This is a genomic window from Kitasatospora sp. NPDC036934, assembly GCF_055608425.1.
The window spans coordinates 1-21,077 of sequence record NZ_JBVJQR010000023.1; the positions used below are offsets into that span (position 1 = coordinate 1).

14 protein-coding genes and 1 rRNA gene are annotated in these 21,077 nt (G+C 71.4%); 9 read left to right on the forward strand and 6 right to left on the reverse strand.

What is annotated here, in order from left to right; all coding sequences use genetic code 11:
• Nucleotides 1-268, reverse strand: a 16S ribosomal RNA gene (locus tag ACZ7BZ_RS29065); the annotation flags it as partial.
• 753 nt (nt 269-1,021) lie between these two features.
• Between ACZ7BZ_RS29065 and ACZ7BZ_RS29070 the strand changes: the two genes are divergently transcribed.
• The 4 genes from ACZ7BZ_RS29070 to ACZ7BZ_RS29085 all read left to right on the forward strand — a co-directional run bounded on the left by ACZ7BZ_RS29070 (nt 1,022) and on the right by ACZ7BZ_RS29085 (nt 6,460).
• A complete protein-coding gene (locus tag ACZ7BZ_RS29070) occupies nt 1,022-1,771 on the forward strand; it encodes a G1 family glutamic endopeptidase (protein ID WP_470360922.1) in 750 nt (249 codons plus the stop codon).
• 294 nt (nt 1,772-2,065) lie between these two features.
• Nucleotides 2,066-3,193 carry an NADH:flavin oxidoreductase gene (locus ACZ7BZ_RS29075; RefSeq protein WP_470360923.1) on the forward strand — a complete coding sequence of 376 codons (1,128 nt, stop codon included), beginning with the start codon at nt 2,066-2,068 and terminating at the stop codon, nt 3,191-3,193.
• Between the two features lie 50 nt (nt 3,194-3,243).
• Nucleotides 3,244-4,224 (forward strand): carbohydrate kinase family protein, encoded by a 981-nt coding sequence (locus ACZ7BZ_RS29080; RefSeq protein WP_470360924.1) that lies wholly within the window; start codon nt 3,244-3,246, stop codon nt 4,222-4,224.
• Nucleotides 4,225-4,264: 40 nt separating this feature from the next.
• Nucleotides 4,265-6,460 (forward strand): HAD-IIB family hydrolase, encoded by a 2,196-nt coding sequence (locus tag ACZ7BZ_RS29085; RefSeq protein WP_470360925.1) that lies wholly within the window; start codon nt 4,265-4,267, stop codon nt 6,458-6,460.
• A 75-nt stretch (nt 6,461-6,535) separates the two neighbouring features.
• Here the strand turns inward: ACZ7BZ_RS29085 and ACZ7BZ_RS29090 are convergent, their stop codons facing one another.
• The 4 genes from ACZ7BZ_RS29090 to ACZ7BZ_RS29105 all read right to left on the reverse strand — a co-directional run bounded on the left by ACZ7BZ_RS29090 (nt 6,536) and on the right by ACZ7BZ_RS29105 (nt 12,343).
• Nucleotides 6,536-9,130 carry a SpoIIE family protein phosphatase gene (locus ACZ7BZ_RS29090; protein ID WP_470361007.1) on the reverse strand — a complete coding sequence of 865 codons (2,595 nt, stop codon included), beginning with the start codon at nt 9,128-9,130 and terminating at the stop codon, nt 6,536-6,538.
• Nucleotides 9,131-9,538: 408 nt separating this feature from the next.
• On the reverse strand, nt 9,539-10,672 hold the full coding sequence (locus ACZ7BZ_RS29095; RefSeq protein ID WP_470360926.1) for an SPFH domain-containing protein: 1,134 nt from the start codon (nt 10,670-10,672) through the stop codon (nt 9,539-9,541).
• 12 nt (nt 10,673-10,684) lie between these two features.
• Entirely contained in the window at nt 10,685-10,915 is a 231-nt protein-coding gene (locus tag ACZ7BZ_RS29100) for a hypothetical protein (protein ID WP_380456622.1), read from the reverse strand.
• A 441-nt stretch (nt 10,916-11,356) separates the two neighbouring features.
• The gene (locus ACZ7BZ_RS29105; protein WP_470360927.1) at nt 11,357-12,343 is read right to left on the reverse strand and encodes a LacI family DNA-binding transcriptional regulator; all 987 of its coding nucleotides are present in this window, start codon (nt 12,341-12,343) and stop codon (nt 11,357-11,359) included.
• 316 nt (nt 12,344-12,659) lie between these two features.
• Here ACZ7BZ_RS29105 and ACZ7BZ_RS29110 point away from each other — a divergent pair, with 316 nt between their 5' ends.
• The 4 genes from ACZ7BZ_RS29110 to ACZ7BZ_RS29125 all read left to right on the forward strand — a co-directional run bounded on the left by ACZ7BZ_RS29110 (nt 12,660) and on the right by ACZ7BZ_RS29125 (nt 17,764).
• Nucleotides 12,660-13,580: a carbohydrate ABC transporter permease gene (locus ACZ7BZ_RS29110; RefSeq protein ID WP_470361008.1), complete on the forward strand. Its 921-nt coding sequence runs from the start codon at nt 12,660-12,662 to the stop codon at nt 13,578-13,580.
• Between the two features lie 3 nt (nt 13,581-13,583).
• Nucleotides 13,584-14,513: a carbohydrate ABC transporter permease gene (locus ACZ7BZ_RS29115; protein WP_470360928.1), complete on the forward strand. Its 930-nt coding sequence runs from the start codon at nt 13,584-13,586 to the stop codon at nt 14,511-14,513.
• 55 nt (nt 14,514-14,568) lie between these two features.
• Nucleotides 14,569-15,909: an ABC transporter substrate-binding protein gene (locus tag ACZ7BZ_RS29120; protein ID WP_470360929.1), complete on the forward strand. Its 1,341-nt coding sequence runs from the start codon at nt 14,569-14,571 to the stop codon at nt 15,907-15,909.
• A gap of 103 nt (nt 15,910-16,012) precedes the next feature.
• Complete coding sequence (locus ACZ7BZ_RS29125) at nt 16,013-17,764, forward strand: beta-galactosidase (protein WP_470360930.1); 1,752 nt, start codon at nt 16,013-16,015, stop codon at nt 17,762-17,764.
• A 109-nt stretch (nt 17,765-17,873) separates the two neighbouring features.
• On the opposite strand, the gene ACZ7BZ_RS29130 is transcribed toward ACZ7BZ_RS29125, so the two are convergent.
• Nucleotides 17,874-18,548 carry a TetR/AcrR family transcriptional regulator gene (locus tag ACZ7BZ_RS29130; protein WP_470360931.1) on the reverse strand — a complete coding sequence of 225 codons (675 nt, stop codon included), beginning with the start codon at nt 18,546-18,548 and terminating at the stop codon, nt 17,874-17,876.
• 141 nt (nt 18,549-18,689) lie between these two features.
• Between ACZ7BZ_RS29130 and ACZ7BZ_RS29135 the strand changes: the two genes are divergently transcribed.
• On the forward strand, nt 18,690-20,945 hold the full coding sequence (locus tag ACZ7BZ_RS29135) for an MMPL family transporter (protein WP_470360932.1): 2,256 nt from the start codon (nt 18,690-18,692) through the stop codon (nt 20,943-20,945).
• Nucleotides 20,946-21,077 lie beyond the last annotated feature (132 nt).

Sequence of the window (21,077 nt, forward strand, 5' to 3'; positions counted from 1 at the left end):
CCTTGGTAGGCCATTACCCCACCAACAAGCTGATAGGCCGCGGGCTCATCCTGCACCGCCGGAGCTTTCCACCAACCCCCATGCAGAGGAAGGTCATATCCGGTATTAGACCCCGTTTCCAGGGCTTGTCCCAGAGTGCAGGGCAGATTGCCCACGTGTTACTCACCCGTTCGCCACTGATCCACCCCGAAGGGCTTCACCGTTCGACTTGCATGTGTTAAGCACGCCGCCAGCGTTCGTCCTGAGCCAGGATCAAACTCTCCGTGAATGTCTACCCGACAGTGCTCAATTAAAAGCGTCAGGTCCACACCCGCGTTGAGCGGCACGGCAACCACCGGAATAAGGCGGTCCCGCGCACTGCGTCCTCGCTAGTGTTTGTTTCAAAAGGAATCTCCAACCCCGATCAAGCGATCGAGGCCGGGGATGTCAACATATCTGGCGTTGACTTTTGGCACGCTGTTGAGTTCTCAAGGAACGGACGCTTCCTTCGGACCGCCTTCCAGCGGGCCCTCCGGGCGCTTCGTTCTTTCGTGTTTCCAGCTTATCAGATGTTTTCCGCTCCGTTTCCGGGGCTTCGTTCATCCAACTCGCCGGTGTCTTCCGGGGCTTGACGCCCTGTCCGACGTTTCAAACTCTAGCCGACCCCCGCTCCGAAAAGCGAATCCGGCCGCATTCCCCATAAACAGGCACAGCGAATTGAGCACCGGGCGAACCCGCGAGTACGCGGAAACAGCCGGCACGGATCCGGAAGTGGTGTTTCAGGGGAGTGGCCGCCCCGGGACCGTCCGCGCTGACGCGTGTCCGGTGCTCCCTGCCGAGCGACTGGGAGACAGTACGCCCTACCCGGCGCCCGACACAAATCGCGGCGTGAGCGGCACCGGGGCGGCCCGTCGGCCCGCCCCCGCTGGGCCGACCAGGGGATTCCGGGACCCGTCCCCGCTCCGCGCCCCGTCGCCCCAGCCACCGATCGCTACGTTTGTCGACGCTTGGTCAACTCCGCCCCCCTCACCTGGGATCAACCATGCCCAAAGCCCGTCGGCACGCCCTCGTCACCACGACTGCCCTACTGGCCCTGCTCGCCAGCGCGTCACCAGCCGTCCCCGCACCCGTCTCCGCCCTCCTCCGGGCGCCGATCACCGCGCACCACCACGGCGACGGCGTGTTGCACGGCACCAGCAGCAACTGGTCCGGCTACACCGCCACGGGCGGCAAGTTCACAGCTGTCAGTGCCGACTGGGTCCAGCCGGCCGTCTCCTGCACCAGCACCGACGCCTGGTCCGCCTTCTGGGTCGGCCTCGACGGCGACGGCAGCAAGACGGTCGAGCAGATCGGTACCGAGGCCGACTGCTCCAGCGGCGCCCCGGTGTACTCGGCCTGGTACGAGATGTACCCGGCGTACCCGACCGACCTGAAGAACCCCGTGCGCCCCGGTGACCACTTCACCGCGAGCGTCACCACGAACGGCAGCGGCTCCTTCACCCTCACCCTCCGCAACACCACGGCCGGCTGGAGCCGCGCGGTCGCCAAGTCGCTGAAGGACGCCGCCCTGGCCTCCGCCGAGGTGGTGGCCGAGGCTCCGTCCAGTCTCTTCGGCGTCCTCCCGCTGGCCGACTTCGGCGCCGTCGACTTCACCGGCGCCACCGTCAACGGGCAGCCCCTCGGCGCCTCGAACCCCGCGAGCGTGGACATGGCCGAGGACGGGGTCGCCAAGGCCACCACCTCGGAGCTCAGCTCCGGCACCGACTTCTCGGTGACCTGGCACCACAGCTGACCCCCCCCCCCCACCCACCGGCGCCGTCGGCCACCGAACGGTGGTCGGCGGCGCCCCGGGTACCCCTCAGTCGCTGGCCGGCTGCCAGCAGCCGGCCAGCGGTTCCCACGTCGTGATGCGCAGTGATGCGCAGCGATAGGCAGTGGCGCGTCGTGGTGCGTTGGCGGCACGTAGTGGCGTGGATCACAGCGGGTTCCGCCCGCCCGGCGAAATGCGGGGGCCGCCGAGGTGGTTGGCACGGGCAACCGCTTCCGCCTCCCCGGCGCACGCCACCGCTACCCGCGAGGAATCCGCATGACCGTCATCGAGCCCACCCCCAACCGCGCGGCCGAGATCCTGTCCCGGCCCGTCACGATCAACGGGCTGACCGTGCCCAACCGCATCGCGATGGCGCCGATGACGCGCAGCTTCTCCCCGGGTGGCGTGCCCGGCGAGGACGTCCGCTCCTACTACGCCCGTCGCGCCGCCGCGGGCGTCGGCCTGATCGTCACCGAGGGGACGTACGTCGGCCACGAGTCCGCCGGCCAGAGCGACACCATCCCGCGGTTCCACGGCGAGGAGCAGCTCGCCGGGTGGGCCGAGGTCGCCGAGGCCGTCCACGCGGCGGGCGGCACCATCGTGCCGCAGCTCTGGCACATCGGCATGGTGCGCAAGCAGGGCGACCCGCCGTTCGCCGACGCCCCCGCCGTCGGCCCGTCCGGCATCCGGCTGGACGGCACCGAGGGGACTGGCCGGGCGATGACCAGGGCCGACCTCGACGCCGTCATCGGCGCGTTCGCCGAGGCCGCGGCGGCCGCCGAGCGGATCGGCTTCGACGGCGTCGAGCTGCACGGCGCCCACGGCTACCTGCTCGACCAGTTCCTGTGGGCCGGCACCAACCGCCGCACCGACGCCTACGGCGGCGACCCGGTCGCCCGGACGAAGTTCACCGCCGAGCTCGTCGCCGCGGTGCGCGCCGCCGTCTCCCCGGCGTTCCCGGTGATCTTCCGCTATTCGCAGTGGAAGTCGGGGAACTACGACGCCCGCCTCGCCGAGACCCCGCAGGAGCTGGAGGCGATCCTCACCCCGCTCGCCGAGGCCGGTGTCGACGCCTTCCACGCCTCGACCCGTCGCTACTGGGTGCCGGAGTTCGACGGCTCGGACCTCAACCTGGCCGGCTGGACCAAGAAGCTCACCGGCCGCCCGGCCATCACCGTCGGCTCGATCGGCCTGGACGGCGACTTCCTCCAGGCCTTCGCGGGCGAGGGCTCGCCGCTCCAGGGCATCGACAACCTGCTGGACCGCCTGGAGCGCGACGAGTTCGACCTGGTCGCCGTCGGCCGCGCGCTGCTCCAGGACCCGGAGTGGGCGGCCAAGGTCCTGTCCGACCGCTTCGCCGAGCTGCGCCCCTACGACGCCGCCGCGATCCGCACCCTGAGCTGACCCTCGACGGTCATGGCCCCCCGCCCGGGCCTGGCCCGTATGCTCGCCGGATGGAGACGAAAGGGGCCTTGGCGCCGTACGAAGTCCTGGTGGCCGGGCCGTACTTCACCGACCTGGTGTTCCACGGCCTGCGTCGGCCCGTGCGACCGGGCACCGAGGTCTTCGCCGACGGCTTCGGCCTGGTGCCGGGCGGCGCCTACACCCTGGCGATGGCGCTGCACCGGCTCGGGCGGCGGGTGGTGTGGAGCGCGGACTTCGGTACGGACCCGTTCAGCGCCCATGTGCTGTCCTGCGCCGGGCAGGAGGGGCTGGACGAGGCGGCCTTCCGCCGGCACCCGTTCCCGGTGCGGAGCCTGACCGTCGCCCTGTCGTCCGAGGGCGACCGGGCGATGGTCAGCTTCCAGGACCCGATCGACCCGGAGCCGCTGGCCCCGCTGCTCCGGCGGTTCCGCCCGCGTGTCCTGATGATTCCCCAACTGCGCTGGGACGAAGGAACGGTGGCGGCCTGCCGGGTGGCACGGCAGCTGGGCACGGTGGTGGTGATGGACTGCCACGACACACCCGCGACCCTCGACGATCCGGCCGTCCGCGAAGTCCTGGCGCTGGTGGACGTCTTCACCCCGAACGCCGGCGAGGCCCTGCGCCTCACCGGCGTGGAGGAGCCGGACGAGGCGATCGCGGCGCTCGGCCGCCTGGTGCCCACCCTGGTGGTCACCCGCGGCGCGCAGGGTGCCACGGCCGTCCGGGGCGGCGAGCGCCATGACGCCGAGAGCATCCTCGGGGTGGACGCCATCGACCCGACGGCGGCGGGCGACTGCTTCAACGCCGGTCTGGTGCACGGGCTGCTCGGCGGCTGGAGCCTGCCCGACTGCCTCGCCGCCGCCTCGCTCTGCGGAGCAGCGGCGACCACCGGCCCCGGCTCCAGCGCAGCCCTGCACGAGCCGGAGCTGAACCGCCGACTGGCGGGCCGGCTGGATGGCCGGACTGACCGTCAACTCGGCCTGACCGTAACCGATATCAGCCCGAGGTGAACACTTCACTACCCGCCGTGATCGTGTTAGCGTCCGTCGGATGTCGAGAATTCTGGTCACCGATCTGGATGGCACCCTGCTCGGCGGCACCCGGGACGACCGTCGGCGATTACGGGACGCCCTGGCTCACCACCCCGAGGTGACCACGGTCTTCGCCACCGGACGCGGACTGGCCTCGATCCGTGCGCTCCTCCGCGACCCACTCGTCCCCCGCCCCCGGTGGATCATCGCCGACGTCGGCGCCACCGTCGTCGACGGTACCGACCTCACCACCGTCGACCCGGTCCAGGAGCAGCTGCGAGCCGGCTGGCCGGGCGCCGATCAGGTCCGCGAAGCTCTGCGCCGCTTCCCCCGACTCGCCTACCAGCAGGACGTCCGCCAGGACGGCCGGTGCTCCTACCACCTCCCGCCGGAGGGCCTCACCGAGGACCTCACCGCCGCCGTCGAAGCCCTCGGCTGCGCCTGGGAGTACTCGGCGGGCCGCTACTTCGACGTCCTGCCGCCGGCGGCCTCCAAGGGCAACGCCCTGCGGGCCCTGGCCGGGAAGCTCGGCTGGCGGCCCGACGAGATCCTGGTCGCCGGCGACTCCCTCAACGACCTCTCGCTGTTCCGCACCGGCACCCACGCGGTCGTCGTCGGCGGAGCCGAACCCGCCCTGCTCGCCGCCCTCGACGGGGACCGGCGCGTCCAGCGCCCCGACCGGCCCGGTGCGGGGGGCATCCACGCCGCGCTCCGCAACCTCGGCTGGGCCTCCACGGGTTCCACGAGCCCCACGGGCTCCGCGCCGACCCCCGCCCCCCGGCCCGCTCCCGAACGGCCCACCGGCCCGCACTCCCTCGTGGTGGCCTACCACCGCCCGCCGCTGCACTGGAACGGCGAGAGCTGGCAGCCGCCTGGCAGCCCCAACGGCATCCTGCCCACCCTGACCAGCGTCTTCACCGACGACCTCCCCGGTGTCTGGGTCACCGCCCTCACCGGCCGCGACCGGCGGGCCCCGCTCCCGTACCCCGCCTCCGTGCCGCCACTGGCCGCCGTGCCCGTCGACCAGGCCACCTGGAACGGCTACTTCCACCGCGCCTGCAAGGAAACCCTCTGGCCGGTCCTGATGTCCGAACCCGAGCGGGCGGTCTTCGACGAACGCTCCTGGACCGACTACCGCACCGTTAACGCCCGCTTCGCCCGTCACATCGCCGCCCAGGCCGCCCCCGGCGCCACCGTCTGGCTGCACGACTACAACCTGTGGCTCGTCCCCGGCCTGCTGCACCGGATCCGCCCCGACCTGCGGACCGGGCTCTTCCACCACACCCCGTTCCCCGCCCCGGAGACCTTCGCCACCCTCCCGGTCGCCGCCGAACTGCGCGCCTCACTGACCCGCCTCGACTGGGCCGGCTTCCACACCGAGCAGTTCGCCGCGCACTTCCGCCGGGCCCTGACCGGCCGGCCCCACCGGCCGCGCACCACCGCGCACCCAGTCGGGATCGACCGGCCCCGCACCACCGTCCACCCGCTCGGCATCGACCGGCCGGCCGTCGAGCAGCTCGCCCGCCGGCGCGCGGCGCACCGCCGCCCACCCACCGACCGGGTGGTGCTCTCGGTCGAACGCCTCGACTACGCCAAGGCCCCGGTCCAGAAGGTCGACGCCGTCGACCGCCTGCTCGCCCGCCGACCGGAACTGCGCGGCCGGCTCACCTTCCGGCTCGTCTGCCCGCCGCCCGAGCCCGGCATCACCGCCTACGACACCACCCGCCACCACCTCGAACGCCGCATCGACGAGACCAACACCCGCTGGCGCCACAGACATTGGCAGCCGATCGACTACCTGCCGCACCGACTCTCCAACACCGAGGTCATCGACGAGTACCTCACCGCCGACGTCCTGTGGATCACCTCCCTCCAGGACGGGATGAACCTCACCGCCAAGGAGTTCATCGCCGCCCGGACCGCCCTCCCCCACAGCGACGCCCCTGCCGACCCCGGAGTCCTCGTCCTCTCCCGCCACACCGGCGCCGCGACCCAACTCGGCGAGGCCGCCCTGCTCACCGACCCCCGCTCCCCCGAGGACCTCACCACCGTGCTGGCCCGGGCCCTCGACCTCACCCCCGCCGAGCGCCGCACCCGGATGGCCCGCCTGTCCCACCTCCTCGGCCACGACCGCCCCACCGACTGGGCCCACGGAATCCTCCGGGCCATCCGCGGCACCGACACCACACCACCCCCGCATGACCCGAGAGGTTGAGAAGGATGACCCGTGCGGGGATCGGAGGTGCGGGCATCAGGTTTCCGCGGACCGCCCGGGAGCGGCCTTCACCGGCTACAGGCGCTGCTCGGCCCAGATGATCTTGCCCTCGGGTGTGTAGCGGACGCCCCAGCGTTCGGCGAGCCGGGCGACGAGGAACAGCCCGCGGCCTCCCTCGTCCTCCGCGGCCGCGTACCGCAGGTGCGGGGCGGTGCTGCCGGTGTCGGAGACCTCGCAGATCAGGGTGCGGTCGTACAGCAGGCGCACCCTGATCGGTCCGCTCGCGTAGCGGATGGCATTGGTCACCAGCTCGCTGAGCACCAGCTCGGTGACGAAGCCGGCCTCGTCCAGGCCCCACTCGGTGAGCTGCCGGGTGGCGTCGGCGCGGACCCGGGACACGGCCTCGGGAGTCGAGTCCACCGCCCACTCGGCGATCCGGTCGGGATCCAGCACGCGGGTACGGGCGACGAGGAGGGCGATGTCGTCGGTCTGCCGGGCGGGCAGCAGGGCCTCCAGCACGGCGTCGCAGACCTCCTGCGGCGATCGGCCGCGGCGGGCCAGGGTGGCGCTGAGGACGTCCAGGCCGACGCCGATGTCGCGGGTGCGGTCCTCGATGAGGCCGTCGGTGTAGAGGACCAGGCTGCTGCCCGGCGGCAGCCGCACCTCCGTGGCTTCGAAGGGCATCCCGCCCAGGCCGAGGGGCAGGCCGGCGGGGAGGCCGAGGAGCTCCACCGTGCCGTCCGGGTGGACGACCGCGGGCGGTGGATGGCCGGCCCGGGCCAGCACGCAGCCGGCGGTGGTGGGGTCGTAGACGGCGTAGAGGCAGGTCGCTCCGGTGATCGAGAGCTGCCCCTCGGCCGTGGCCGTCTCCTGGTCGATGTGGGCGACCAACTCGTCCAGGTGTCCGAGGAGCTCGTCCGGCGGCAGGTCCAGGGCGGCGAAGTTCTGGACCGCGGTGCGCAGCCGCCCCATGGTCGCCGCCGCGTGCAGGCCGTGGCCGACCACGTCGCCGACGACCAGCGCGACCCGGGTTCCGGACAGCGGGATGACGTCGAACCAGTCGCCGCCCACCCCGGCTTGGGCGGGCAGGTAGCGGTAGTCGACTTCGAGGGCGCTCTGCTCGGGCAGCCCGCGCGGCAGCAGGCTGTGCTGCAGGGTGACGGCCATCGTGTGCTCGCGGGTGAAGCGGCGGGCGTTGTCGACGGAGACGGCGGCCCGGGCGGCGAGCTCCTCGGCCAGGGACAGGTCGTCCTTCTCGAACGGGCTGGTGTCCCGGCCGCGCCAGAAGCAGGCGACGCCCATCAACACACCCCGCGCCGTCAGCGGAACGGCGATCAGCGACGCCAGGCCGAACTCCAGCACCGCCTGGGTGCGCTCGGCGTCCTGCCTGCGCCACCCGGCGTCGACGGCCAGTTCGGGGACCAACGCGGAGCGCCCGCTGACGAAGCCCGCCGCCTGCGGGGTGCTCCCGGCCCAGGTGACCAGCTCCCCCTGGGGGTACAGCGGCGAATCGTCCCGGACGCCGGTGATGGCCACCCGCCGCAGCACCACCGGGGCCCCGACCGTCAGTGCCGTCGGTTCGTCGCCGCGCAGGACCTCTTCGGCGAGGTCGACGGTGGCGTAGTCGCAGAACTCCCGGGTGGCCATCCGGGCGAGCTCCTCCGCGGTGCGCCGGACGTCCAGGGTGGTCCCGATGCCCACGCTCGCGGCGTACAGCAGCCTCAGCCGACTGCGGGCGACCTCGGCCTTCCCCGCGAGGGCGAGCAGCTCGGTGGAGTCGCGCAGGGTGGTGACGCTCCCGGGCGGGCCTCCCCCACTGCCGGTGGGGCGGTGGTTGACGGCCAGCAGCAGGTCGCCGACCGGGATCACCTCGTCGGTGACGGCGCGGCCGGAGGTCAGCAGTCCGGTCGTACGGGGCGCGAGGCCGAGGCCGGCCACGGCGCGCCCCTCCGCGTCGGCGGGCAGGTCGAGCAGTCGGCGCGCCTCGTCGTTGGCGAGCAGGACCCGGCCGTCGCCGCCGACGATGACCACCCCTTCGCGCACCGCGTGCAGCACCGCGTCGTGGTGCTCGTACATCCGGGTCATCTCCTCCGGCCCGAGACCGCGGGTCTGCCGCAGGAGACGCCTGCCCACCAGTGCCGTTCCGGTCGTGGCCAGGCCGAGCGCGACGACACCGGCGCCCAGGACGACGGGCAGCTGCCGGTTGATCGCGCTGCTCACATTGGCGACCTTCATCCCGGAGGAGACGATGCCCACGACCGCGCCCCGGGCGTCCTCCACCGGGACCACCACCTGGTACTCCTGGCCGAGCGGGCCGTGCACCTGCTCGACGGTGACCCGGCCCTGCAGCGAAGGTCCGATCGTGCCGACGAACTTCTTGCCGATCTGCTCCGGCTCGGGGTGGGTGAAGCGGATGCCGTTCCGGTCGGTCACCACGATGAAGTCGACCTGGGCGGCCTTGCGGGCCGCTTCGGTCAACGGTTGGAGGACCGCGCTGGGATCGGGGCCCTGCATCGCCGCCACCAGGCCGGGGCCGTGGGCGAACGCCTCGGCCGCCGCGAGCGAGCGGTCGCGCGCCGCCGCGAACCGGTCGCCACGGGACTCGACCAGCAACGCGCCGACCGCCACCACCACGAGCACCAGCACGATCAGCACCTGCAGGACGAACATCTGACCGGCCAGGCTGCGGACGCCCGTCACCGACCGCAGCCACCGCCGCGCGGACGAACCCCGCGGGACCGGACGCGGCTGCTCCCGCCCCCGGCGGCCACCCGCTCGGGGGGAGGGACTCGCTTCCTTCGCCATACACCCATGGTCCCGCTCGTACCCGGAACGGACCCGGCCACGGGCCGGCCCGCCGGGGCGCCCCGTGGACACCGGGCCCGTCTCACCCGGGGCGGTCCCTCCGACCGGGCCAAGCAAGGCCGGGTCCGGTCGGCATCAGCCAGCGACTACATCGGCCGGAACTCGCCGGCTGCGTGGAGGAGTCGCACGCCTCTCCGACCGCGCCGCGGGACGCGACACGGCTCAGGTGGATGCATCGCGGATCGGTTGTTCGGCGCGGCCGGCAACCTCCGCCTACTGGCCTGGCTCGAGCCCGGCCCGCTCGCCGTTCCGGTCAGGGCGGCCCTGCTGCGAGCCCAGACCTTGACGGACCGAGTCCAGGATCGTCAGGCCTTGGCTGACCAGGCCCGCGGCGATCTCGCCCAAGCCGTCGGTGCCGTTGAGCACGTTGACGTTGGCGCCCGCGAGCCCGCCCGCCGCCTCCTTGACGATCTGCGGCAACTGATCGATCAGCATCCGGTCCAGCGCCACCCGGCCGTGCGAGGCCGCTGCCTCGGCCTGGATCTTCATCCGCTCCGCCTCCGCCAGCGCCACGACCCGGATCCTCTCGGCCTCCGCCTCAGCCGGCTTCACGATCTCGGCGACCAGTTGCTGCTGGCGCAGCTCCGCCGCCCGCTGGGCCAGCTCGGTCTGCGCCGCAAGCACCTCCCGCTGCGCGTGCGCCTGCGCCAGCGGGCCGGCCTGAGCGGCCTCGGCCTGGGCGCGGTCCACCTCGGCGCTGTACTGCGCCTTCACCACCGCCGTCTGCCGGGCGTACTCGGCCTGTTGCCGGGCAGACTGCTGCTCGGCCTCCGCCGCGGCCTGGGCGGCCTGCGCCTGGGCGATCTGGGCCTGCCGCTGGATGGCGGCCCGGTGCGGGGCCGACATCGCGGCGATGTAGCCGGTGTCCCCGTCATCGATCGACTGGATCTGCAGCGAGTCCACGATCAGTCCGATCTTCGCCATCTCGGCCTTCGAGGTGTCCAGGACCTCGGTGGCGAGCTTCTGCCGCTCGGTGACGATCTCCTCGACCGTCATCGAGCCGATGATCGCCCGCAGGTGCCCGGCGAAGATCCGGCCGGTCAGCACGGACATCTGCTCCTGGTCCGAGAGGAAGCGCTGGCCTGCGTTGACGATGCTCTCGCCGTCGTTGCCGACCTTGAAGGCGATCACCGCCCGTACCGTCAGCGCGATGCCCTGCTTGGTGACGCAGGTCTCGGCGACCTCCGCCTCGCACATCGCGAGAGTCAGGAAGCGGACCTTGCGGAAGACCGGTAGGACGAACTTTCCGTGCCCGGTCACCACGCGGAACGGCGCGCCCGAAAGGCCCCTCCTCCCACCGGAGATCAGCATCGCCTGGTCGGGGGCGGGGACGCGATAGCCGAACATCCTGGTTTCTCCTCAGAGAGTCTCGTCGGTAGGGTCGGTCCACTCGATGACGTCGACCTGGCGACTGCCGCGTGATTCGATCACCAAGACGGCCGTCCCCTCCGGCAGGGGCTCCTCCGACCAGGCGAGGAACGTCTCCGAACCGCCCCTGATCTTCACCAGCACCTCACCGGGACCGGCGGCTCCCCGGGTGCCGATCACCAGCACCCCCGGACAACCGATCACGGCCTGGTCTGACAGCATCGGCGCCCCCACTCTTCTGTCGGATGTCGCACAAACACCCTGGGAGCCACCGGCAACAGCAGCGCACAGGCACACGACCACGTCACCGTACCGGAGCAGCCCGCGTTCCGGGATGTCACGCGGCACTCGCACCGCAGGAGGGACGCGCGGGGGCGTGTCGAACCGTGATGAAGGCGAGCAGACGCTGAAGGGCGTCCGACGGCTGGCTGGAGAGCCGACGGCGGAGTTCAGGAGCTGGCGGCACGGCGCCCGTCCTCACGCGGTTGTGAACGCGTCCGCAGGGGGATCGGCCGGTACAGCGGTTGTTCTTCGGCCGCCCGGACCTGCGCCGCCGTCCCCTCTGCTCCGCCACCGCGTCCTCATCCAGTGCCCGACCCACGGACCTGCCACCGATAACGGGACAGCCGGATCCGCGGCAGGTCCGTGGGTCGGGCACTCCCGTCAGTGGGGCGGCGGGGCAGCGGTGCTGGCCCTCACGACCATCCGGGTGGGGACGAGGGTGGTGCCCTGTTCCGCGGTCTGGTTCCGGATCTGGTGCAGTACGCCTTCGACGCACCGGCGACCGACCTCGTCGAAGTCCTGGTGGATGGTGGTCAGCGGGGGGATGAAGGAGGAGGCCTCGGCGATGTCGTCGAAGCCGACGACGCTGACATCCTCCGGCACGCGCTTGCCGCGCTCGTGGAGCGCGCGCAACAGGCCCAGGGCCATCTGGTCGTTGGCGGCGAACACGGCGGTGCAGTCGGACTCGTCGGCGAGCAGCAGGCCGGCTCGGTAGCCGGAGTCGGCGGACCAGTCGCCCTGCACGACGGGCGGTACGGGACGGCCGGCGTTCTCCAGGACACCCCGCCAGGCGTCCGTGCGGCGCTGGGCGGCGAAGGAGCCTTCCGGCCCGGCGAGGTGCCAGACGGTGTCGTGGCCGAGATCGACCAGGTGCTGGACGGCCATCCGCGCACCCTCGCTCTGGTCGGTGTCGACAACGCTGTAGCGGTCGCCCGCGTCGGAGTCGGCGACCACCACCTTGATGTGCGGCGGCAGCTGGACGGTGGCGCTGTCCAGGAGGTGGACCTCCATGATCACGATGATGCCGTCCACGGCGAGCTCGCCCAGCCTGTCGAACGCCCCGCGCACACCGGTGTGGGTCGGGAGGACGGGCATCAGAGTGATCGCGTAGCCCTCCTTCGCGGCGGATTCGGTGATCGCCTCGAGTGTTCGGACGTTGCCCGTCGTCGAGAGGGTGAACAGGATGACGCCGAGAGTGCGGAATTCTCCGGCCTTCAGGGCGCGTGCTGCGCTGTTGGGCCGGTAGCCGAGTTCCTTCATGGCGGCCAGAACCCGCTGACGCGTGTCCTCCACCACGCCCGGGCTGCCGTTCGAGACCCGGGAGACGGTCTGCGAGGACACGCCGGCCAGCCGTGCCACGTCGGCCATGGACGCGCCCCGTTTCCGCTTGCGCTCGCTTCTCGTGACGTCCCCAGCTGCCTCCACCGCCCTTGCCGTGCCCACCACTTCCTTCTCCTGCTGTCGTTCGTGCCTGCGCCGCCGGCGCTGAAAAGCGGACCCGAGGTGACCTCTTGACGGTCGCCGTGCGGCGGTGTCAGCATCACGGTAATCCAATGTTTACGTAAACATCCAGCCTCGCAGCCCGACTGTGTTTACGTAAACATCCGGCTACTGCCGGGTCGCATGCCTGTCCGGGGCACGGCCGGCGAGGCAGTCGATCACCACCATGAACCACGGGACGGTCATGACGATCACCTCACCACCCGGGGCAACGGGTCGCGGAGCCCCATCGCGCAGGCGGAGCCGCCGCGGCCTGGCCGGCTGGGGCTTCACCGGGCCGTTCCTGGCCGTCTTCGCTCTGGTCTTCCTGGCACCCATCGGCTACTCGATCTACCTCAGTCTGTTCCAGGACCGCCTGATCGGCGGCAACTCCTTCGTGGGCCTCGAGCACTATCAACAGGCCTTCCAGGACCCCAAGTTCTGGTCCGGCTTCGGGCGGGTGGCGCTCTTCCTGTCCGTCCAGGTCCCCATCATGCTCGGGATCGCGCTGCTGGCGGCGCTGGCGCTGGACAGCGGGCGGCTGTACGGAAGGAGCTTCTTCCGCATCACCGTCTTCCTCCCCTACGCGGTACCGGCGGTCGTCGCCACGCTGATGTGGGAGTTCCTCTACGGGTCGCGCTTCGGCCTGCTCGGGGACATCAACCGTGCCCTCGGTGTCTCGCTGCCCGACCCGCTGTCACCGAGCCTCGTGCTCGCGGGCATCGGCAACATCGTGACCTGGGAGTTCGTGGGCTACAACATGCTCATCTTCTACTCGGCGCTGCGAGTGGTCCCGCACTCCCTCTACGAGGCGGCCGAGATCGACGGTGCCGGGCAGTGGCGGGTCATCACGGCGATCAAGCTCCCCGCCATTCGCGGCGCCCTGGTCATCGCGACCATCTTCTCGATCATCGGCAGCTTCCAGCTGTTCAACGAGCCCGCCATCCTCAAGAACCCGGCGCCCAATGCGATCACGACGTACTACACGCCGAACTACTACACCTACACGCTGTCCTTCTCGGGCCAACAGCAGAACTACGCCGCCACCGTGGCGATCATCATGGGTGTCATCACCATGATCATCGCCTACGCCTTCCAGCTGCGCGGCATGCGAAAGGAGGTGTGACCGATGCCCACCGCAACGGACACCCCGACCCGGCCCCGCACGCGCTCCCGCGCCGCTGCGCGGACACGCCGGCGAGTCCACTCGGTCGACCGGCCCCGCCGCAGCGCATCGGTCACCCTCCTCGCGAGCCTGCTGGTGCTCTACACCCTGGTGCCGCTGGCCTGGCTGGTGATCAGCGCGACGAAGACCCAGAAGGACCTGCTGGGATCCCCGGGCGTCTGGTTCAGCGGCCGCTTCGCCCTGTGGGACAACATACGGGAGACGCTCACCTACAACGACGGCATCTTCGGCCGCTGGCTGCTCAACACCCTGCTCTACGTGGCACTCGGCGCCGGCGGCGCCACGTTCCTGGCGGTGCTCGGCGGCTACGGCCTGGCGAAGTTCGACTTCCGCGGCAAGCGGACCGTGTTCGCCGTCGTCATCGGCGCGGTGGCGGTGCCCACGACCGCCCTGGCCGTGCCCACCTTCCTGATGTTCAGCAAGATGGGGCTGACCAACACCCCCTGGGCCGTCATCATCCCCTCGTTGATCTCGCCGTTCGGGCTCTACCTGATGTGGGTGTTCGCCTCCGAGGCGGTTCCCACCGAGCTGCTGGAGGCGGCGCGCGTCGACGGATCGGGCGAGCTGCGCACGTTCTTCCGGATCAGCCTCCCGCTGCTCGCGCCGGGCATCGTCACCGTGCTGCTGTTCACCGTGGTCACGACCTGGAACAACTACTTCCTTCCGCTGATCATGATCAAGGATCCGAACTGGTACCCGCTCACGCTCGGCCTCAACGCCTGGAACGACCAGGCTGCCACCGCCGGCGGGCAGCCCGTGTTCAACCTGGTGATCACCGGCTCCGTGCTCACCGTCCTCCCCCTGATCGCGGCGTTCCTCCTGCTGCAGCGCTACTGGCAGTCCGGCCTTGCCGCGGGAAGCGTCAAGGAGTGACCTTCCCGCCTCACGCTCCATCGTCCCCACCCACCTCGATACCGGAGTGACCGAGATGAGAACCACCTCAGTTCCCCACGCTCTGCGCGGCCTCGGCCTGGTGTGCGCCACCGCACTCGCCGTGACCTCCTGCAGCAGCTCGACCTCCGGCTCCGATTCCGGCCCGGTGTCCGCCGCAAGCCTCGACGCGGCTCTCGACAAGGGCGGCACGATCACCGTGTGGGCGTGGGAACCCACCCTCAAGCAGGTCGTCACCGACTTCGAGGCCAAGTACCCCAAGGTCCACGTCAACCTGGTGAACGCGGGGACGAACAACAAGCAGTACACCGCCCTGCAGAACGCGGTCCAGGCCGGCAACGGCGCCCCCGACGTCGCGCAGATCGAGTACTACGCGCTGGGGCAGTTCGCGCTCGGCAAGTCCCTGCAGGACCTCTCCAAGTACGGGGCGTCCGACCTCGCCAAGCAGTACTCGCCCGGGCCGTGGAGCTCCGTGGGCATCAACGGCGGGGTGTACGCACTGCCGATGGACTCCGGGCCGATGGCACTCTTCTACAACAAGAAGGTCTTCGACCAGTACCAGCTCAAGGTGCCCACCACCTGGGACGAGTACATCGACGATGCCCAGAAGCTGCACGCCGCCAACCCCAACGCCTACATCACCAACGACGCGGGCGACGCCGGGTTCACCACCAGCATGATCTGGCAGGCCGGCGGCCACCCCTTCAAGGTGAACGGCACCAAGGTCTCCGTGGACTTCACCGACCAGGGCAGCGCGAAGTTCGCCGACACCTGGCAGAAGCTGCTCTCGAACCACCTCGTCGCGCCCGTCACCTCCTGGAGCGACCAGTGGTACAAGGGTCTCGGCGACGGCACCATCGCCACCCTCGCGATCGGCGCCTGGATGCCCGCCAACCTCTCCTCCGGCGCCCCCTCGGCCTCCGGCGACTGGCGCGTCGCCCCGCTTCCGCAGTGGCAGGCGGGCCAGACGGCCAGCTCCGAGAACGGCGGCAGCTCACTCGCGATCATGAAGTCCAGCACCAACCAGGACCTCGCCTACGCCTTCCTGAAGTTCGCCAACGCCGGTGACGGCGTACAGGACCGCATCAAGGGCGGCGCCTTCCCCGCCACCACGGCCGACCTCAGCTCGCAGGCCTTCCTCGAGACCGCCTTCCCCTACTTCGGCGGCCAGCAGGCCAACAAGATCTTCTCCGACTCGGCCAAGAACGTCGTGACCGGCTGGCAGTACCTCCCGTACCAGGTCTACGCCAACTCGATCTTCAACGACACCGTCGGCAAGGCCTACGTCTCCTCCACCACGCTGGGCTCCGGCCTGAAGGCCTGGCAGGACGCCTCCCTCAAGTACGGCAACGACCAGGGCTTCAGCACCGGCAAGTAACCGCCCCCGGCCACCCGGCGGCACCCCCGATGACGAGTCCCCCCGACCGACTCGCGTGTCCGCCCGCGCCGCCGGGCCCCTCGACTTAGGAGCACCCCGCACCATGCCCGTCCTTCAGATCGAAGGCGACGACTTCACGCTCGACGGCGAGCCGTTCCGGATCATCTCCGGCGGCCTGCACTACTTCCGCATCCACCCCGACCACTGGGCCGACCGCCTGCACAAAGCCCGCCTGATGGGACTCAACACGGTTGAGACCTACGTCCCGTGGAACCTCCACCACCCACGGCCGGACGCGTTCCGCCTCGATGCGGAGCTCGACCTTCCGGCCTTCCTCGACCTCGCCGCCGCAGAGGGACTCCACGTCCTGCTGCGCCCCGGGCCCTACATCTGCGCCGAGTGGGAGGGCGGCGGCCTGCCCTCGTGGCTGCTGGCCGAGCCCGGCATCCGGCTGCGCAGCCAGGACCCGAAGTACCTCACCGCCGTGGAGAGTTACCTCACCCAACTGCTCCCCCCGCTGCTGGACCGGCTGGCCACCCGGGGCGGCCCCGTCCTGGCGGTGCAGGTGGAGAACGAGTACGGCGCCCACGCCGGGGACGCCGACCACGTCCCCCACCTCGCCCGACTCCTGCGCCGCCTCGGTGTCGACGTCCCCCTCTTCACCTGCGACCAGCCGGCCGACCTGGAGCGCGGCGCACTCCCCGGCGCGCTCGCCACCGCCAACTTCGGCAGCGACGCCCGACGCGGTCTCGCCGTTCTGCGCGCCCACCAACCCACCGGTCCGCTGATGTGCAGCGAGTTCTGGAACGGCTGGTTCGACCGCTGGGGCGGCCGTCACGTCGTCCGCGAAGCCGCCGATGCCGCGAGGGAGTTGGACGACCTCCTGGCGACGGGCGCCTCGGTCAACCTGTACATGTTCCACGGCGGCACCAGCTTCGGCTTCACCAACGGCGCCAACGACAAGCACACCTACCGCCCCACCGTCACCTCCTACGACTACGACGCCCCCCTCGACGAGAGCGGCGACCCCACCGAGAAGTACGAGGCGTTCCGAGAGGTCATCGCCAAGTACGCGCCCGTGCCGACCGATCCGACACCCGGACGCGGCACGAAGCTCGCCGCACCAGGCATCGCCCTGACCGAAAGCGCTCCGCTGTTCGACAACCTGCCCTTCCTGGGCACCCCGGTGGCCTCCGAGCGGCCGCTCACCATGGAACAGCTCGGCCAGGACTTCGGCTTCGTCCTCTACGAGGCCGTCCTGCCCACCGCGGGCCCCGCGCTGCTGGAGATCGAGCACGTACGCGACCGGGCCCAGGTCTTCATCGACGGCCAGCCCGTGGGCGTCCTGGAACGCGAGAACCACGAGCACGCCATCGCGCTCACCGCCCCCCGCGTGGGCGCCGTCCTGCGCCTGCTCGTGGAGAACCAGGGCCGGGTCAACTACGGACCGGGCATCCACGACCGCAAGGGACTCCTCGGAAAGGTCCGCCTCAACGGCACCGACCTCACGGGCTGGACCAGCCGACCGCTCCCCCTCACCTCGCTCACCGGCCTCGCCTTCACCGGCGGCGCCGAGCCCGCCATCGGCCCGGCCTTCCACCGCGGCACCTTCGACGTCGACACACCGGCCGACACCTTCGTCCACCTCCCCGGCTGGACCAAGGGCAACGTCTGGGTCAACGGCTTCCACCTCGGCCGGTTCTGGTCCCGCGGCCCCCAGCGGTCGCTCTACCTGCCCGGCCCCGTCCTGCGCCCGGGGCCGAACGAGATCACCGTGCTGGAACTGCACGCGGCCCACCTCACCCCCACCGTCGACCTGTGTGGGCTACCCGACCTCGGCCCCACCGAGGAGTGACCGGGTCACCCGCCGGACGGGCGAGGTGCCGCCGGGCGGCGGGCGGCGGTTGCGCCCAGGGGACCGTCCTCGCCGCCCGAGCCACGGCCGTCTGCTGCGCGGGCCTCGATCACCACTGGTCCGCGGCCGGCGACAGGCCCGCGGTGCGGGCGGCGACGCCCGCCTGGACCGCGAAGAGGCGGTCCCGCGCGTCCCGGTCGAGCGCGTGGAAGTGACCGTGCGCCTCAAGGGTGACGAAGCCGTGCACGGTGGCCCAGGCCAGCATCAGGGCTTCCGCCGCGTCCGGCACCAGTGGACTGCCGAGCCGGCCGCGTTCGGCCGTGTCGGCGACGAGTTCGACCATGTGCTCCATCGCCCGCCGGCCGGCCACCACGGTCGGTCCGTCCGGTGGGGCCGCGTACCCGGGCACGGGGGAGCCGAAGATGAGGGCGAAGCGCTCCGGATTCCGCTGCGCCCAGGTGCGGTAGCCGGTGCAGGTGGCCACGAAGCGTCCGTCCAGGTCGTCCGGCGGCACGGTCTCGCGGGTCGCCGTCAACGCGTCCGACAGGCTGTCGTACGAGTCGGCGACCAGGGCGGTGAGCAGCTCGTCCCGGTCGGCGAAGTAGCGGTACAGCGCGGGCGGGGTCATCCCCATGCTGCGGGCGATGTCGGTGAAGCGGAGGTTCGCGGCGCCGCGCTCGACGATCAGGCCCAGGGCCGCGTGCTTGATCTCCTCCACGGTGTCGGCGCGCAGCCGCTCACGGCGACTCCGCCCCCTGCCCTCATCGGTCGACCCACCCGTCATCGCATCTCCATCGGCTCGGTGCGCCCGTCACCGCGTTGACAATCCGTACCCGTCGAGGGAAACGTTACGCTTCATAAGAAGCGTTATGGAGCGTAACGCTTTGCCGGGGGGACGGGCCCCTGACGACGTACGGAGGACCACATGTCCCAGGGACCGCGCGAGGATCGGCGGACGGCCGCCGGGGAGAGCGGGCCGCACAGGCCCGGCCCGCTCGGCCGAATAGCCGGATGGAGCTTCCGGAACCGGGGCCGCACGGTACTGCTCTGGCTGCTCGCCGCCGGCGCGGCCTTCGCCCTCTCGGCCGGCCTCGGCGCCAAGTACAGCGCCGACTACACCGCACCCGGATCGGACTCCAAGCAGGCCCAGCAGCTGCTGGCACGGGACTTTCCCGGCCTGGGCGGTGAATCGATCAGCCTGGTGCTGACCTCCGACCGCAGCGTGACCGACGCCGCCGCCCGAGACCGGGTCAAGGACCTGCTCGCCCGGATGGCCGAGGTGCCGCACGTCAGCGGCATCGACGACCCGTACGGCCCGCGCGGCAAGGTGGCGGCCGACGGCCGCACCGCCCTCGGGCAGATCCACCTGGACGTCGCCGTCGCCCCCGACATGCCGAAGGCGGACACCCAGCGGCTGCTCGACCTCGCCCGCCCCGTCGACGGCGGCGTGCGCGTCCATCTCGGCGGCATGACGGTCCAGCAGGCCGAGCAGGGCGCGATCGGCTCGGAGGGCATCGGCATCGCGGCCGCCGCCGTGATTCTAGCGATCACCTTCGGCTCGGTCGTGGCCGCCGGCCTGCCGATGCTCACCGCGCTCGGCGGGCTCGCGGTCAGCAGCGCCCTGCTGCCGGTCCTCGCCGCGATCATGCCGGTCCCGGACTGGTCGACCGCGCTCGCCGCGATGCTGGGCATCGGCGTCGGCATCGACTACGCGCTGCTGCTGGTCACCCGGTTCCGCGAGTGGCGCGCCGAGGGGCTCGAACCCGAGGCCGCCACGGTCGCCACGCTGGACACCGCGGGCCGCGCGGTCGTAGTCGCCGGAATGACCGTGGTGGTCAGCATGCTCGGGCTGTTCGCGATGGGCCTGTCGTTCATGCGCGGCGCCGCGGTCTCGGCGATCCTCTCCGTGTTCGTCGTGATCGCCGCGTCCACCACTCTCTTCCCCGCCCTGCTCGGCTACCTCGGCCGACACATCGAGCGCCTCCGGCTGCCGCTGCCCCACCGCCGCGCCGTCCAGGGCGAGAGCCCGGTGAGCGCCGGCTGGCTGCGCTGGAGCAGGCTCGTCGAGCGCCACCGCGTCGTCGGTGCCGTCACCGGGGTCGTCGTCCTGTTGGCGCTCGCGGCACCTTTCCTCGGCGTGCGCTTCGGCTTCCCCGACGCGGGCAACGACCCCGCCGGGCGCTCGAACCGACTGGCGTACGACGCGGTGGCCACCGGCTTCGGACCGGGCAGCAACGGACCGCTGGTCCTGGTCGCCGAGTTGGCGCCGGGCACCCCCGCCGACGCGACGACCTCGCTGCCCACCGCGCTGAAGGCGGTGCCCGGCGTCACGGCCGTGACCCCTCCGGTGCCCGGCTCCGACGGCCGCTCGCTGCTGCTCACCGTCGTCCCGGACAGCGGTCCGCAGTCCAGCGCCACCAAGACCCTGGTCCGCGACCTCCGCGACCACGTCATCCCGGCCGCAGTCGGCCCCGGGGTCCGGGTGCACGTCGGCGGGGCGACCGCCAGCGCGATCGACAGCACCGACAACATCGCCGGCCGCATCCCGCTGCTGGTCGGCGGCGTGGTCACGGTGTCGATGCTCCTGCTCCTGGTGGCCTTCCGCAGCCTCGCCGTCGCCCTCAAGGCCGCTGTGATGAACCTGCTCTCCGTCGGGGCCGCGTACGGTGTGGTCGCCCTCGTCCTCGAAGGCGGCACCGCCGGCCGACTGATCGGCATCGACAGCCCCACCCCGCTGCCGGCCTTCGTCCCGGTGCTGACCTTCGCCGTCCTGTTCGGCCTCTCGATGGACTACGAGGTCTTCCTGGTGAGCCGGATGCGTGAGGCCTGGCTGCGCACCGACGACAACGCGGAGTCCATCGTCAGCGGACTGGCGGGCACCGCGCGGGTGATCACCGCGGCGGCGGCCATCATGGTCGCCGTGTTCGCGGCCTTCGTCCCGTCGCCCGACCTGCCGATCAAGGTCATCGGCGTCGGCATGGGGTCGGCCATCCTGATCGATGCCACGCTGGTCCGCCTGCTGCTGGTACCCGCCGTGATGCACCTGCTCGGCCGCGGCAACTGGTGGCTGCCCACCTGGCTGGACCGCCGCCTGCCCCACCTCCACGTCGAGGGACACACCGAGTTCTACCAGCCGGAGGCCGCCGCCGAAGCGCCCCGCTCCCCGGCGGTGGTCGGCTAGCCACAACAGCGGACCGCGGGAGATCCCGTGCCGGAGCCGCACCGGGCGAGCGGGCTGCTCCATGGAGTTGGCTTGACGGGAGCCGACCGAGCACCGCCATCGGTCGCGGCGGAGCTTGACTCCGCACCACCA